We start from the raw sequence: 15681 nt of genomic DNA, 5'->3' as shown, positions 1-15681 counted from the left end.
TGTAGTCTTGCGAGGTAGCTTTGAACGCACGCTCTGATAATACCAGTGACCAGCATCCTAATTCACAACCTCACTCTAATAGCTCAGCCAATACCAACAGTGATTTAGGGTCTGTAGGTATCGTTACGCCCCAAAATTTTCATTTTGCTGAGCCCTTAACGTTAGAATGCAACCGTACCCTACCCTCGTTTGACTTGATGGTAGAGACTTACGGTACGCTCAATAGCGATAAATCAAATGCAATTCTGATTTGCCACGCGTTATCGGGCAATCATCATGCAGCCGGCCTCCATAGTGCTGATGACAAAAAAGCAGGCTGGTGGGACAATATGATTGGCCCTAATAAAGCGATTGATACCAATCAGTTCTATGTGGTGTGCGTTAATAATATCGGCAGCTGTTTTGGTTCAACAGGGCCTACCACTATTAATCCAGATAGCGTTGGCTCGGATAGTGTTAGTTCGGACAGCCTTGATTCAGATAGCAGCCATGAGCCACAAGTGTATGGCCCTGATTTTCCGCTGATCACCATCAAAGACTGGGTAAAAACTCAAGCAATGCTTTCAGATCGTTTAGGCATCGACGTTTGGCACGCTATTGTCGGCGGCTCAATGGGTGGTATGCAAGCGCTACAATGGTCTGTTGACTATCCAGAGCGATTGAAGCGCTGTGTGGTTATCGCCAGTACGCCAAAGCTATCTGCTCAAAATATCGCCTTTAACGAAGTAGCGCGCCAATCTATATTATCCGATCCTGACTTTAAAGATGGTCGCTATATACAAGAAGGCACTTATCCTCGTCGCGGACTGATATTGGCGCGTATGGTTGGACATATTACCTATTTAACTGATGACGCGATGAAAGCCAAATTTGGCCGTGATTTAAAATCAGGTAAATTCATGTATGGCTACGATGTTGAATTTCAGGTCGAAAGCTACCTACGCTATCAAGGCGAGCGCTTTAGTGAAAACTTCGATGCCAATACTTATCTGCTTATGACCAAGGCCTTAGATTACTTTGATCCGACGCGCGACTATCCAATACGCGACCACCCATCAACCGTAGCAAAAGCCTCTCCAGAGTCGGCAGTGCAAATAGAAGACTCAATCGCGGCGTCAGTCGAATCTAGCAAAGCCAATGCACAGAGTGAATTAGAAGATGCGGTCACGACGATTGAAGATATTGAGTCTGATCGTCAGCAAGAGCTTTCTGCGCTCAAAGCGGCCTTTGCCCATACACAATGCCAGTATCTGGTCGTGTCATTTACCACTGATTGGCGTTTTGCACCTGAGCGCTCGCAAGAGATTGTCGATGCACTGATGGCCACTGGTAAACCAGTCAGCTATATCAATATTGACGCGCCGCACGGACATGACTCATTCTTGTTTGATATTCCTCGCTACATGGGTGCGGTCAAAGGATTTTTGACTGCGCCATTTATTACCCCTAGCCGCTCAGCCACAGGAGAACGCTCATGAGAATGGATCACCAACTGGCAGAGCGCTGGATTGCGCCGCAAGCACATGTACTGGACTTAGGTTGTGGCAATGGCGAGCTACTTGCCCACTTACAGCACAAACTAGGCGTAACAGGTTATGGATTAGAGATTGATGAAGACAAAATTAATGAGGCAATTGGCAATGGCTTATCAATTGTCGAACAGGATCTCAACGATGGTCTAGCGCGCTTTGCTGATAACAGCTTTGACACGGTCGTCATGGCACGTGCCCTACAAGCAGTAAAAGCACCTGACGAGTTGTTGCTTGATATGCTGAGAGTTGCCCGTGAAGCAGTCATTACCTTCCCTAACTTTGCGCATTGGCAAAACCGTATTCATTTAGGGCTAAAAGGTATGATGCCTGTTTCTGAAGCGCTGCCTTACGAATGGTATAACACGCCAAACATTCACCTATGTACCTTTAAAGATTTTGAACTATTATGTGCGCAGCATGATATTCATATTATTAATCGTTTTGCGGTTAGTGATTCTGAAAAAGGTCATACACCTTTGATGAAGGCGTTAATAAGACAAGCGCCTAACTTATTAGCAGACGTCGCTATCTACCGAGTGACCAAGAAATAACCGATAAATTCTCAGCTGTCTTTATGTTTTATAGAATACTAAACAGTGCTGTAAGTACTGATATTAACCTTAATAGATTGTTAACTTAATATAATTTTTTAGTAACTGTCTGATTTTGTTAAGGACAATCAGGTACAAACGTCTATTAGACCTTGTAATTAGTATTTGAGTTTCGTAAGTTTGGGTGTTAAGCTAGCAAAATATTGTCAGCCACCCCACTATTACGACCGTTTGTCTAATCAGTTAGGGTGAAATCTCTGATTTAGAGATGACAACCCCCTTTTGCTAATGATTAGGTAAGTTCATATCGCAAGATTCCACCTAATTGTTATCGCCGTCTGACTGTCTTTAGCGAGACAATGTTTAGCGGTACAATTTTTTTTTGCTTATTAACTGCCTAATTTTGGAGCTGCTATGAAATTATTAAAAGCTGCGTTGTTTACTGCATTATTTTCTTGTGCTGGTTTAGCCAATGCTGAGTTAATATCAAACGTACCGCTTGATACCTCACGTTTTGAGCTTATGCCTGTGAGCGAGTTGTCTAGTCGTGCCGCCCAAGGTAACGATCACGCTCAGTTCTATCTGGCCAAGCGTTTGCAAAAAGGTGAAGGTATTGCGCAAAATACCCAACAAGCAATCCAGTGGTATACCAAAGCCGCTCAGCAAGGCGTTGCTCCTGCTCAGTTGAATCTTGCCATCATGTATTTGCGTGGCGAAGGTGTACAGCCTAACCTACAACAAGCCCGTGGCTGGTTAGAAAAAGCCGCCATGCGTGGTGATAACCGTGCCAGCTATACGCTTGCATTGTTAGATGAAAAGCAAAAGAATTTGGTCGATGCTTATAAATGGTATGACTTGGCCGCCCGTGATGGCATGCTAGATGAAAAAGTCCGCAACAAAGCTCGCGGCAAAATTGGTCAGTTGGCATTGAACTTATCAAGCTCAGACATTGCTAGTGCCCGTAGCAAAGCGGATACTTGGTTCCAGAGTAAGTAAACTCTAACTTTCGTACTACTAATTGAATATAAAAAAAGCTCAGTATTTTACTGGGCTTTTTTGTTTTTTATAGCAGCAAGCCAAACTATTCAAACTATTCAAACTATTCAAACTATTCAAACTATTCAAAACCCTAGCAAAATTTGCTACACTACGCGCGCATTAATCAATTCCACAATTGAGATAATGTTATATACCTATCTATTTTTTTATTACCAACGCACTAGGTTTGCGACCTAGCCAGCAGGAGAAAGACATGAGCACCTCTCAAGATAGTGATATCAAAGAAACCGTGATAACTGACAACAATTCAGCCCCTGTATACGATAGTGTAACTAATAATATCGTCGTTGCCGCGCTATATAAGTTCACCCGCTTTGCTGATTTTGAGCACTTCCGTGAGCCCATTTTAGATACCATGCTAAGCAATGACGTCAAAGGCACGCTGCTCATTGCTGCAGAAGGCATTAATGGGACGATTTCTGGCACACGCCAAGGTATTGACACTGTCCTCGACTACTTGCGCAGTATTGAAGCGATTGGCACCTTTACTTTCAAAGAATCTTATACCAATGAGCAGCCGTTCTATCGCACCAAAGTGAAGCTTAAAAAAGAAATCGTCACCATGGGTGTCGAAAATATTGACCCATTGGAATCCGTTGGTCGCTATGTCAAACCTAGTGAGTGGAACGCGTTAATCTCAGATCCTGAAGTCACCTTGATCGACACGCGTAACGACTATGAAGTGCAAATTGGTACTTTCCAAAACGCGGTCAATCCGAACACTGAAACGTTCCGCGAGTTTCCAGAATACGTTTCAAAAGAGCTTGATCCAACCAAGCATAAAAAAGTGGCAATGTTCTGTACAGGTGGTATTCGCTGTGAGAAGTCGACTGCCTATTTACGCGAGCAAGGGTTTGAAGAGGTCTATCACCTAGAAGGTGGTATCCTAAAATACCTTGAAGAAGTCCCTGCCAGTGACTCTATGTGGCAAGGCGATTGCTTTGTTTTTGACAACCGTGTGTCAGTAAACCATAACTTAGAAAAAGGCAGCTACGAGCAGTGTTTTGCTTGCCGTATGCCGATCACTGTCGATGAGATGCAAAGCCCTGCCTATATCAAAGGCGAGTCATGCCCACACTGTATCGACAAAGCGACTGATGAACAAAAAGCCCGCTTCCGTGAGCGTGAGCACCAAATGCAATTGGCAAAACAACGCGGCGAAGCTCATATTGGTAGTGACGTGATGGATGTCATAGAAAAACGTAAAGCCGCTAAGACGGAAGCCCGCCACAGTGCGGAAGAAAATCAAGCAAAATCTAAAACGTAATTCTAAAGTGACAAACTGAAAAAGGTAGGTTGCCTGATGCGGAACCTGCCTTTTTTATGATTATTTAAACGGTAAACCCTATCACTTGCATGTCTTTTTCGTCAGCAAATTCAAACAATTTTTGCACGTCTTTAAATAACTCGAGCAGCGCCTCATCATCGGCATAGCCCATATCTGCGATAACGTCATCCAAGTCGGTCTCTTTGAAATCTGAGAAAATCTGCGCTACGACATCGTTATCGTAAAGCACACCTTCATATTCTTCATACAGCTCAGTATCTTGATTTGCCAAAAATAAAACGTTAGATATAGGATACTCGCCGCTACCCAAAACATCCATTACCTCTAAAGTATAAAACTCAAAGGAAGCTTGAATGACATTTTCATATTGATTGTCATTGTTGGCGCGCATTTCGTGCAAATCAATCTCACCACTGATGATACTTTCTAATTGCGCGTTTGAGACAGTGCAAAAACCCAAAGCTATTGACATGATAAGTTCCTATAAAATCGAGAAGCGATTATTTAACCAACAATTGAAAGCTAATAGTAGCGTACGTCTATATAAAAGCCCAGTTATAGAACAAAAAAAAAGAGGCTAATTAGCCTCTTTTTTTATGAATAAGTGATCACTATGACTTAAAACAAAATACGTACGCGGATAGTCTCTTCCACATCTTTTAATTGGTCTAGTGCAGCTGTTGAATCATTGTAATCGACATCCATCACTAGATAACCAACATCACCTTCTGTCATCAGGCTCTGCGCTAGGATGTTGATGCCAGCTTCAGCAAATAAGCGGTTAATCTGAGAAAGTACGCCTGGCACGTTTTTGTGAATGTGTAGTAGACGATGCGAGTTTTCTTTGAACGGGATAGAAACTTCTGGGAAGTTCACCGCAGTCGCTGTATCACCTTGGTCAGAGTATCTAACAAACTTATCTGCTACTTCCAGTCCGATATTGGCCTGTGCTTCTTGTGTTGAACCACCGATATGCGGCGTCAAAATCACATTATCAAACTTACGTAGTGGTGACTCAAACTCTTCGTCAGCTGATTTTGGCTCTTTTGGGAACACATCGATAGCCGCGCCTAAGATTTTACCAGACTCAAGCGCATCTGCCAGATCATCAATCTCAACACACGTACCGCGAGCCGCATTGATAAAGTAGCTGCCTTCTTTCATCTGAGCGAACTGCTCAGCTTTCATCATATAGCGAGTGCTTGGCACATCAGGTACATGCAATGTCACGATGTCAGCCGTTGATAATAGCTCTTCTAGGCTACCAACTTGTACCGCATTGCCTAGTGGCAATTTGGTCACAGCATCATGATAGATGACTTTCATACCGAAGCTCTCTGCCAAGACAGACAGCTGCGAACCGATAGAACCATAACCGACGATACCGATAGTCTTGCCACGCACTTCGTGTGAGTTGGTCGCAGACTTGCCCCAGCCGCCGCGATGTACGGTTGCATTCTTTTCGGGAATACCGCGGTACAGCATAATAGCCTCGGCCAATACTAGCTCAGCTACCGAACGAGTGTTCGAGAATGGCGCGTTAAAGACAGGGATACCAAGATCACGAGCGGCGTCTAGATCTACTTGGTTGGTACCAATACAAAAGCAACCAATACCGATAAGCTTGTGTGCGTGCTCAAGTACTTCACGCGTCAACTGAGTGCGCGAACGAATACCGATAAAGTGAGCATCTTTGATCTTTTCGATCAGCTCGTCTTGATCTAAGGCGTGACTGATATTCTCGATGTTGTGGTAACCAGCTCCTTCCAATACTTTTAGGGCATTGTCATGTAGACCTTCAAGCAATAAAAACCGGATTTTGTCTTTTTGTAGTGATAACGCCATATGAGAACTGTCCTATAATTGTTTTATAAGATTACCTGTTGGATAATCTATGATGGAGGAAACGAAAACAGTCCCGATATCTTACACAAAATTTGAGGTCGATGTTAGCAGATTAGATGAATTATTGGTTATCAAGCCTGAAAAATTTTTATGCTATAGTGAATTATTCTGTTTGAAACCGTTCGAATCAATTATTTATTACTTACCTCTTCTTATAGGTAAAAATTATCACCCCCTTATTACTTCTACGAGCTGACTCATCACTGAATTTATAGTTATTTCACTATATAATAAGCAGCCCCAGCATCGTGCTTACGCCAATATTGAGATTTGACCATGACGCCAACTACCGCTCAAAACACATCCGAAACCAATGCCGTGCAAACCATCTTGAGCACGCTCACTGATACCCATGATTTCGACCCGACCCAAATCAAAACTGATGCTGAGAGCTTAGAGCATTGGGGTAAAGACTGGACCAAACACTTTGCTCCTGCTGCTGCTGCCATCGTCTTTCCAAAGACTACTGAACAAGTACAGACTATCGTACTTCTTGCCAATGAGCATGACGTCGTTCTAACCCCAAGCGGTGGTCGTACAGGCCTGTCTGCTGGTGCCGTCGCAGCCAACGGCGAAATCGTGGTTAGCATGGATAAAATGAACCAAATTGGACAGTTCTATCCTGCCGATCGAATAGTTGAAGTCGAAGCCGGTGTCGTCACCCAACAGTTACAAGAATTCGCTGAAACAAAAGACCTATACTACCCTGTCGACTTTGCCTCAGCAGGCTCTAGTCAAATCGGTGGCAATATCGGAACCAATGCTGGCGGTATCAAAGTCATTCGCTATGGCATGACTCGTCAATGGATTATGGGTCTGACTGTTGTCACTGGTAAAGGTGAGATCTTGCATCTCAACCGCGGCATGGTAAAGAACGCTACTGGTTATGACTTGCGCCAATTGTTCATCGGTAGTGAAGGCACGCTTGGCCTCGTCACTCATGCACAAATCAAACTTGAACGTCAGCCACAAGATTTAAACGTCATGGTGCTTGGCATGGACAGCTTTAACGATGTGATGAACGTACTCTCTGCTTTTCAGGCACAGATTGATTTAACAGCGTTTGAGTTCTTTGACGATGTGGCGATTGATAAGCTGATGGCACATGGTCAAGTACAAGAGCCGTTTGAATCACGTACCAAGTTTTATACATTGCTAGAGTTTGAAGCACCTTATGAGCCAATCATGGACAAAGCCATGGCCATATTTGAGCATTGTATGGAGCAAGGTTGGGTGGTTGATGGTGTCATGAGCCAAAACCTCACGCAAGCGGCCGAGCTATGGAAGCTGCGCGAGTATATCTCAGAGACTATCTCAGTATTTACCCCTTATAAAAACGATGTATCGGTGCTGATAAGCCACGTACCGACCTTTATCGAAGAGATTGATCACATTGTCAGCAGTAACTATCCTGACTTTGAAGTCTGTTGGTTCGGTCATATCGGTGATGGCAATTTGCATCTCAATATCTTAAAACCTGAGAATATGAGCAAAGATGATTTCTTTGCTGAGTGTCAGGTCGTCAATAAATATGTGTTTGAGACGGTACAGAAATATGGTGGTTCAGTGTCTGCTGAGCATGGGGTTGGTATGACGAAGAAGCCGTATCTGCACTATAGCCGTAGTGAAACTGAGATTGAGTACCTAAAGGAAGTCAAAAAAGTATTCGATCCAAATAACATTATGAACCGTGGTAAGATTTTTGATATGTGATGAGCATGCTAAACGCTTAACCTAAATAGAAAGACGCTAACCCGAGAGGCTAGCGTCTTTTTTATGGCTTTATAATTCGCAAAAACTACAATCTATAAATATAACAGTATCAATGCGACGACCAGTAATATGCTCAAAAACCCTTGAATAATCAGAAATGCCTGATGCGGTGCCGCGATATGACGCACCATATTACCCAATGCATTATAAGTAATACCTGCCGCCTTAATATGGGGTGGACTATTAAAAGTTTTGATAATTTGCAAAAACTGTTCGGTCCGATCAGACGACCAGCCGTGCGGCGCAAATGGTAAAAATGGGGATAATTGTACGGCCTGTTTTTTGGTCGCGGGGGACCATAACCAACGCTCCAAAAACAGCAAGCGCATACGCCAGTCGGCAAAGCTGCGATGATTGATAACTTGTAATAGCAACACTTCTACATTTTTATGACGACTATCGACGAAGATACGCTCTTGCAGATTAAATACGTCTGACTTTTTACCTTCAATACATTGCAGAAAATGACCATTGCCGTAGCATAGCGTGCCTGTGATGTTATGCTGCTGATTGTAGTTACGTGCGTGGCCTTCTACTTCATCAAAAATAGAGGTGCTCAAACGCGAGCCAAGAGTCAGCGTACTGACATAAACCAACTGAACCAAAGCGGAGTCATCTATGTCATCCCACTTCATGATTCTATTGGTATGATTTAAAGGCATAATAAAATAATCCTAAGAAGCCGATGAGATACGGCTAAACGAAACAAGCAACACAATACTATGCCTGAGTTGAACCAAAAAATTGACTCACAAAAACGTAGCAAATATTTACTACATGAGACTGTTATTACCGTTACAGCTTGCTATGATAACAAGCAAAACAAAAGGTGCTGATAAATATTATTTAGATTCTATATTGAGATAATAAATAGCAAGACAGTCGCAGGTACAATGATAATGCAGAGTTAGGCGCTTATCGGTGCTCACAAACCTAATAGATATAAAGCGATATAGAATGCGGCAGTCGCTATCCTTTAACCCTCTACGTTAGTCAAAAACAGTACTAAATATAATGGGTAAAACGGTCTAAGATATCAACATAACCTATTGTAAATACGGCAATAAATTATTGTAACGACAATATCTTCCTATTGGAATGTTTTTATTAATTTTTTGCACAAAAATCGGCACACCAATGTGCTATGACCCCATTATTTAATCACACTACATTCAATAGCTATTTAAAACAGGAAACTTATGAGTAAGATGGAAAAACTAGATGACTTTCACCTCACGATTGCTGAGATTAAGAAAAAAGATTATCCACAATTAAAAGCATTGATGGATCGTGTCTATGTAAACTTAGGTGGCGCATGGTCAAAGACAACCATTCATACTTTGATTGATGCTTTCCCGGAAGGTCAGATCGCTTTGTTTGATCATGATCAGCTGATTGGTATCGTGCTCTCTATGCGCGTTGACTATGCCAAGTTTTCAAACCCGCATACCTATGATGATTTGATTGGGCAAAAAGAAATCATTAGAGACAATCCAGAAGGTGATGCCATTTATGGTTTAGATGCACTCATCGACCCTGATTATCGCGGCTACCGTCTCGGTCGTCGTCTTTATGATGCACGCAAGGAGTTATGCCGACAGTTGAACTTCCGCGCTATCTTAGCTGGCGGGCGTATACCTAACTATCATAATCACAAGGATCTGACTCCAGGCGAATATATTGATGCCGTTGAAAGCCGTGAAATTCACGATTCAGCTTTGTCGTTCCAGCTGTCTAATGGCTTTATCGTTAAACGTATTTTGACCGCTTATCTGCCAGATGATAAGCAATCAAAGGGCTTTGCTACCTTGCTTGAGTGGGCAAATATCTACTACGAGCCTAAAGACTATAAGCCTAATACTCGCAAGTCTGAGGTTCGTATTGGTGGTATCCAGTGGCAGATGCGTGAAGTCGAATCACCTGAAGAATTACTGCAACAGGTTGAGTTCTTTGTCGACATCATGGCTGACTACAACTCAGACTTTGCTTGTTTACCTGAGTTTTTCAATGCGCCATTGATGGGTTTATGCGAAGAAACCGATCAAAATATTGCCATTCGATTTTTGGCGGGTTATACCGAGTGGTTCAAAAATGAAATCTCGCATTTAGCCGTCAGTTATAACGTCAACGTCATTACCGGTTCGATGCCGTTACTGGACGAAGACGATACCTTATACAACGTCAGCTATCTGTGCCGCCGTGATGGTACGGTTGAAGAGCAACGCAAGATTCATATTACTCCGCATGAGCGCAGCGCTTGGGTAATCGAAGGTGGCGATGAAGTCAAAGTATTCGACACGGATGCGGGTCGTATCGGCATCTTGGTCTGCTACGATGTTGAGTTCCCTGAGCTTGCACGTCTGATGGCACTTGATGACATGGATATCTTGTTCGTGCCCTTCTGGACTGACACCAAAAACGGCTATCTACGTGTCCGCCACTGCGCGCAAGCCCGTGCTATCGAAAACGAATGCTATGTGATGATTTGTGGTTCAGTCGGTAACTTACCGCAAGTTGAGAGTTTAGATATTCAGTACGCTCAGTCGTCGATTTTTTCACCGTCAGACTTTGCGTTCCCGCATGATGCGATTATGGCAGAGACCACTGCCAACACGGAGATGGTGTTCTTCTCTGATGTAAACTTGGACAAGCTGACTCACGTTCGTCATGAAGGCTCAGTACATAACTTAATCGATCGCCGTGATGATTTGTTCAGCTTAAAGTGGAAGCGCAAAGCCAAAGTTCCAGCGAGCAAGTTAAGTGATGAGCAGCGCCGCGAAAATTCAGGCAGCGTACTGATTGGTGATCCATTACAAAACCGAGCACAAAAGCCGTAGTTAATTGTAGTTAGTTATGGTCGGTTGACGTAGTACACTTATAGTAGACTTTATAAATAATACGGCTGATTTTCAGCCGTTTATTTTTATCTACTGTCTACTCTTTGTGCAATGATCATATAGGCAATCACGATAAGATAAGCAGTAACGATAAGCCATTATTTGAAAATAACTGAAAACAATATACAAACTAAAAAGCAGATGTCATGACAACTGATACTGAGCAAACAGAAGTAAAGCCAAAGAAGCGAAAGATCATTTCGATACTTAAAACGATAATGTTATATGGTCTCATGTTTGTCGTGATCTATAGCGTGGTCAATTGGTGGCGACAGCCTATCATGCCTGCCAACCCTCAGTTACAACTGACCGATTATCAAGGGCAAACTATCGACTTGGCAGCGATGAGTCATGAGCGGCCTACGCTGGTATACTTTTGGGGTACGTGGTGTTCAGTCTGCAGCTTTACCTCACCCACCATTAATAAGTTAGCAGCAGATAATTATCCCGTGGTCACTGTTGCCGTACAGTCAGGCTCAAATCAAGAGCTACGCAGCTACCTAGATCAACATCGGTTTGATTTCACCACCATAAATGATCAACAAGGCAATATCTTTGCAGATTGGCAAGGACAAGTCACACCATCCTATGTGGTATTAGAGAATGGTAAGATGACACAAGGACTAACAGGGATTCAGCCATTATGGTCATTGAAACTGCGCTTGTGGTTAGCATCTGTTTTTTAGCACTTGAGTCGTACTTTATGTTTCAATAAATCATTATGTAAGGAGATTATAGCTACGTCCGTGCTGAGGATATACAACACAGATAAACAATTGATATTGGACAAAATTGGGCTGACCTCGCACAGCTCTTTTTACCCTACCCTTTTTGTCATATAATAGCTGCCGATCTAAATATTTTTTTGAATTATTTTTACTAGCATATTTTATGTTGCAATCGTCTCGTTACCATTTATTATTGACGTAACTACTTACCGACTAATGAGCGACAATGGGTATTTATTGAAATGATGGTTGATAAACCGACTATGATGAGCAATATACCTACTATTAGTAATTAAGCATTATCAATACCGCGTGACCTTCAGTACTATATTGAACTACATTGAACATCGAGCCTTGTATCCGGTTTTGAACCGACACACAAACCTACCTTTTAAAAAGATACCTTCTATGACTGATAAAAGCACTGACACACCAAGCCAAGATTACAAAGACACGCTGAACCTTGCGGATACGCCATTTGCGATGCGCGCAAACCTTGCCAAGCGCGAGCCAGATTGGTTGGCTGCTTGGGAAGCGGATGACGTGTACGGTAAAATTCGTCAGGCGCGTGCTGGTGCAACCAAATATATTTTGCACGATGGCCCTCCATACGCCAACGGTCAGATTCACTTGGGTCACGCAGTCAATAAAGTACTAAAAGACATTATTGTAAAATCAAAAACCTTGTCAGGATTTGATGCGCCTTATGTCCCTGGTTGGGATTGTCATGGTCTGCCAATCGAACAAAAAGTCGAAGCCAAGGTCGGTAAAGTTGGTCAAAAAGTGTCTGCGACCGAATTCCGTGGTCTATGCCGCGAATATGCGAGTACTCAGATTGAACTGCAAAAAGCAGATTTCAAGCGTTTAGGTGTGTTTGGTGATTGGGACAACCCTTATCTGACCATGAACTTCCATCAAGAAGCCAACATCGTACGTGCGCTTGCCAAAATCTATGACAATGGTCATGTGACTCGCGGTATGAAGCCGGTCAACTGGTGCTTGGACTGTAGCTCTGCCCTAGCAGAAGCAGAAGTAGAATATCAAGACAAAGTCTCTGACGCGATCTATGTCAGTTTTGATGTACTTGGTACAGATAAAGTAGCTGCATTGGCTGAAATAGCGGGCAATATCGCTGCTGTTATTTGGACCACCACGCCATGGACACTACCTGCCAACCAAGCTATCTCAGTACATCCTGAGCATAACTATAGCGTGGTCGCTACTAAAAAAGGCAATCTGTTACTCGCAGCGGATCTTGTCGAAACTGCGTTAAGTGAGCTAAAACTAGAAAATAACGGCATCCTAGCAACTGTATCAGGCAGCGAGCTTGAAGGCCTACATGCCCAGCATCCACTAATTGCAGACCGTCAAGTGCCACTCATTTTGGGCGATCATGTAACTACTGATAGTGGTACTGGTCTGGTACATACTGCACCTGGTCACGGTTTAGACGATTATATCGTTGGTCTAAAATACAACTTACCAGTGGAAAACCCCGTAAGCGGTACGGGCGTTTATTTAGATAGCGCTGCAGTATTTGCAGGCGAGCACATCTATAAAGCCAATCCAAAAATCATTGCTGCACTACATGAAAATGGTCATCTAATCAGCCATACCAAAATTGAGCATAGCTATCCGCATTGCTGGCGTCATAAGTCGCCAATTATTTTCCGTGCTACGCCTCAGTGGTTTATCAACATGGAAACCAAAGGCTTACGTGCTCGCGCGCTTGCTGATATTCCTACAGTCAACTGGACGCCAGCGTGGGGACAAAACCGTATCGAATCAATGATGACGGGTCGTCCTGATTGGTGTATCTCGCGTCAGCGTACGTGGGGCGTGCCGATTACTTTCTTTACGCACAAAGAAACAGGGGAGCTGCATCCAAACACGCTTGAGCTGATGGAAACTGCAGCTCAAAAAATCAATGAAGGCGGCGTAGAAGCGTGGTTCGATGCTAGCTGTGAAGACTTCTTAGGTAGTGAAGCCGCTGACTATGACAAAGCAACGGACACATTGGACGTTTGGTTTGACTCAGGAACGACGCATTTTGCGGTACTGGATCAGCGTGATGAATTGACCAATCCAGCTGATATGTATCTAGAAGGTTCTGACCAACATCGCGGTTGGTTCCAGACGTCACTACTGACCTCAGAAGCCATGTATGAGCGCCCACCGTTTAAGCAAGTATTGACCCATGGTTTTGTGGTCGATGAAAACGGTCGCAAGATGAGTAAGTCACTTGGCAACATCATCACCCCGCAAGAAGAAATCAATAAAACAGGCGCGGACATGCTGCGTTTATGGATTGCATCGAGCGACTATCGTTATGAGATGAGCGCAGGTAAGACGGTCTTTAAAGGTGCGATCGATATGTATCGCCGTATCCGTAATACATTACGTTTCTTGCTTGCCAATACCGATGACTTCAATCCAGCGACTGATAGCATTGATATCAATGAATTGGTTAGCCTTGATAAATTCATCATTGAGCGCGCACAAACCGTACAAGCGCAAATCATTAGCGCTTACGATGCGATGGACTTTCACCAAGTCACGCAACACGTCACGGCGTTTTGCTCGCAAGACTTGGGTAGCTTCTATCTAGATATCATCAAGGATCGCCAATACACCACGCAGGCAGATGGTCAGCCTCGTCGCTCTGCGCAGACGGCTATCTACCATATCACTCATGCGCTGATTCGCTGGATTACACCAATCCTGTCATTCACGGCGCAAGAGGCTTGGGAAGTATTGAATCAACGTGATGCTGATAAGGGCGGCTATGTGTTTACTCAAGAGTGGTATGAGTTCCCAGCGTTTGAGCTAAGCGCTATCAGCAACGATGACTGGCAGCGCATCATGTTCGCAAAAGACATGGTAAACAAACATATCGAGACTGCACGTGGCGAAAAAATCATCAATGCCAACTTGTCTGCCGACGTGAGTCTATATGCTGACGGTGCTATGTATGAGAGCTTAGCCAAGCTTGATGAAGAGCTACGCTTTGTATTGATTACTAGTAACGCTGCACTAAAGCCAATGAGCGAAGCGCCTGCTGATAGCATCGCACAGACAGAAGAAGCGACCGACACTAATACCGAAGAAGCTGTAGATTTAGTAGTCCAAGTAAGCGCGGCTACTGGTACTAAGTGCGTACGCTGCTGGCACATTCGTGATGACATCGGTACAGATAGCGCACACCCTGAACTATGCGCGCGCTGCGTGACCAACGTCAGTGGTGCTGGCGAGGTACGTCATTATGCCTAACCCAACGGATTCACCTGAAAGCCAGCATGACCAGCAGCCGCAGATTGAGATTGACCATTCGCCTAAGCCTGCTCATGCAACCACAGGCAGCTCGACTACGCCTAGAAGTCGCCTGACCAAGTCAACAAATAGGACACCAAAGCTGGTGGCAAATGGCAGTCGTGCTTTTGTATGGTATGTATTGGCATTGGTTGTTGTCATTATCGATCAGTGGACTAAATGGCTGGCAGAAACTAAGCTGACCTTTCATGATCCAGTGCCGGTGATTGAGCCATTTCTCAATTGGACATTGGCTTACAACTATGGCGCAGCTTTTAGCTTTTTGGCAGATGCTGGCGGTTGGCAGAAGTGGTTTTTTTCAGGACTGGCTTTACTCATGTCGCTGTTTCTAATCATTTATCTGATTAAAGCGCCTCGCAAAGCCACGCTGTTATCTTTTGGCCTAGCCTTAGTATTGGGCGGTGCAGTTGGTAATTTAATCGACCGCTTACTACATGGTCATGTGATTGATTTTATCCATGTGCATTATGCTGATGTTTGGCATTATCCGATTTTTAATATCGCGGATATCGGTATATCTATCGGTGTACTATTGATTGTCATTGATATGCTGTTTTTGGAAAAGAAGCGTGAAATGCCACGGTAATAATTCTAAATACTATTATTAATATCGTTCAG

Annotated in this window: 12 protein-coding genes; 9 read left to right on the top strand and 3 right to left on the bottom strand. The window is 43.7% G+C overall.

The genetic code is table 11. From position 1 onward, the window contains the following. Positions 1 to 119: 119 nt before the first annotated feature. From QO187_RS06560 to QO187_RS06545, 4 genes are all read left to right on the top strand, one after another. Positions 120 to 1478, top strand: coding sequence for a homoserine O-acetyltransferase (locus QO187_RS06560; RefSeq protein ID WP_228153239.1), 1359 nt, complete (start codon positions 120 to 122; stop codon positions 1476 to 1478). Next, positions 1475 to 2083 carry a methionine biosynthesis protein MetW gene (gene metW, locus QO187_RS06555; RefSeq protein ID WP_102094619.1) on the top strand — a complete coding sequence of 203 codons (609 nt, stop codon included), beginning with the start codon at positions 1475 to 1477 and terminating at the stop codon, positions 2081 to 2083. Before QO187_RS06560 ends, metW begins: the two co-directional genes overlap by 4 nt. Positions 2084 to 2497: 414 nt before the next feature. Beyond that, positions 2498 to 3079, top strand: coding sequence for a tetratricopeptide repeat protein (locus tag QO187_RS06550; protein WP_102094618.1), 582 nt, complete (start codon positions 2498 to 2500; stop codon positions 3077 to 3079). Between the two features lie 256 nt (positions 3080 to 3335). Beyond that, on the top strand, positions 3336 to 4409 hold the full coding sequence (locus tag QO187_RS06545) for a rhodanese-related sulfurtransferase (protein ID WP_102094617.1): 1074 nt from the start codon (positions 3336 to 3338) through the stop codon (positions 4407 to 4409). 64 nt (positions 4410 to 4473) lie between these two features. Here QO187_RS06545 and QO187_RS06540 read toward each other — a convergent pair whose 3' ends face one another. Together QO187_RS06540 and serA are read right to left on the bottom strand one after the other, a co-directional pair. After that, entirely contained in the window at positions 4474 to 4902 is a 429-nt protein-coding gene (locus QO187_RS06540) for a hypothetical protein (RefSeq protein WP_102094616.1), read from the bottom strand. Positions 4903 to 5048: 146 nt separating this feature from the next. Further along, positions 5049 to 6275, bottom strand: coding sequence for a phosphoglycerate dehydrogenase (gene serA, locus QO187_RS06535; RefSeq protein WP_057758460.1), 1227 nt, complete (start codon positions 6273 to 6275; stop codon positions 5049 to 5051). Between the two features lie 336 nt (positions 6276 to 6611). Here serA and QO187_RS06530 point away from each other — a divergent pair, with 336 nt between their 5' ends. After that, entirely contained in the window at positions 6612 to 8048 is a 1437-nt protein-coding gene (locus tag QO187_RS06530) for an FAD-binding oxidoreductase (protein ID WP_102094615.1), read from the top strand. Between the two features lie 92 nt (positions 8049 to 8140). On the opposite strand, the gene QO187_RS06525 is transcribed toward QO187_RS06530, so the two are convergent. Continuing rightward, positions 8141 to 8770: a BLUF domain-containing protein gene (locus QO187_RS06525; RefSeq protein WP_102094614.1), complete on the bottom strand. Its 630-nt coding sequence runs from the start codon at positions 8768 to 8770 to the stop codon at positions 8141 to 8143. Positions 8771 to 9307: 537 nt separating this feature from the next. On the opposite strand from QO187_RS06525, the gene QO187_RS06520 reads away from it, so the two are divergent. The 4 genes from QO187_RS06520 (at position 9308) to lspA (ending at position 15649) form a co-directional block, all read left to right on the top strand. Next, positions 9308 to 10945, top strand: a complete 1638-nt coding sequence (locus QO187_RS06520; RefSeq protein WP_102094613.1) for a carbon-nitrogen hydrolase family protein — start codon at positions 9308 to 9310, stop codon at positions 10943 to 10945. Positions 10946 to 11151: 206 nt separating this feature from the next. Beyond that, complete coding sequence (locus QO187_RS06515) at positions 11152 to 11691, top strand: protein disulfide oxidoreductase (protein ID WP_102094612.1); 540 nt, start codon at positions 11152 to 11154, stop codon at positions 11689 to 11691. A gap of 450 nt (positions 11692 to 12141) precedes the next feature. After that, positions 12142 to 15003, top strand: a complete 2862-nt coding sequence (gene ileS, locus QO187_RS06510; RefSeq protein ID WP_102094611.1) for an isoleucine--tRNA ligase — start codon at positions 12142 to 12144, stop codon at positions 15001 to 15003. Next, positions 14996 to 15649, top strand: coding sequence for a signal peptidase II (gene lspA / locus QO187_RS06505; protein ID WP_102094610.1), 654 nt, complete (start codon positions 14996 to 14998; stop codon positions 15647 to 15649). Before ileS ends, lspA begins: the two co-directional genes overlap by 8 nt. Positions 15650 to 15681: the final 32 nt, after the last annotated feature.

It is taken from the genome of Psychrobacter sp. Arc9 (genome assembly GCF_041431295.1).
Lineage (GTDB): Bacteria > Pseudomonadota > Gammaproteobacteria > Pseudomonadales > Moraxellaceae > Psychrobacter.
The sequence above is the reverse complement of the archived record's forward strand: the minus strand, read 5'-3'. Positions and strand labels throughout refer to the sequence as shown.

Excerpts from the sequence above, each read along its gene's own strand:
- metW (WP_102094619.1), top strand. The coding sequence starts at position 1,475 with ATGAGAATGGATCACCAACTGGCAGAGCGCTGGATTGCGCCGCAAGCA.
- QO187_RS06550 (WP_102094618.1), top strand. The coding sequence starts at position 2,498 with ATGAAATTATTAAAAGCTGCGTTGTTTACTGCATTATTTTCTTGTGCT.
- QO187_RS06545 (WP_102094617.1), top strand. The coding sequence starts at position 3,336 with ATGAGCACCTCTCAAGATAGTGATATCAAAGAAACCGTGATAACTGAC.
- QO187_RS06540 (WP_102094616.1), bottom strand. The coding sequence starts at position 4,902 with ATGTCAATAGCTTTGGGTTTTTGCACTGTCTCAAACGCGCAATTAGAA.
- serA (WP_057758460.1), bottom strand. The coding sequence starts at position 6,275 with ATGGCGTTATCACTACAAAAAGACAAAATCCGGTTTTTATTGCTTGAA.
- QO187_RS06530 (WP_102094615.1), top strand. The coding sequence starts at position 6,612 with ATGACGCCAACTACCGCTCAAAACACATCCGAAACCAATGCCGTGCAA.
- QO187_RS06525 (WP_102094614.1), bottom strand. The coding sequence starts at position 8,770 with ATGCCTTTAAATCATACCAATAGAATCATGAAGTGGGATGACATAGAT.
- QO187_RS06520 (WP_102094613.1), top strand. The coding sequence starts at position 9,308 with ATGAGTAAGATGGAAAAACTAGATGACTTTCACCTCACGATTGCTGAG.
- QO187_RS06515 (WP_102094612.1), top strand. The coding sequence starts at position 11,152 with ATGACAACTGATACTGAGCAAACAGAAGTAAAGCCAAAGAAGCGAAAG.
- ileS (WP_102094611.1), top strand. The coding sequence starts at position 12,142 with ATGACTGATAAAAGCACTGACACACCAAGCCAAGATTACAAAGACACG.
- lspA (WP_102094610.1), top strand. The coding sequence starts at position 14,996 with ATGCCTAACCCAACGGATTCACCTGAAAGCCAGCATGACCAGCAGCCG.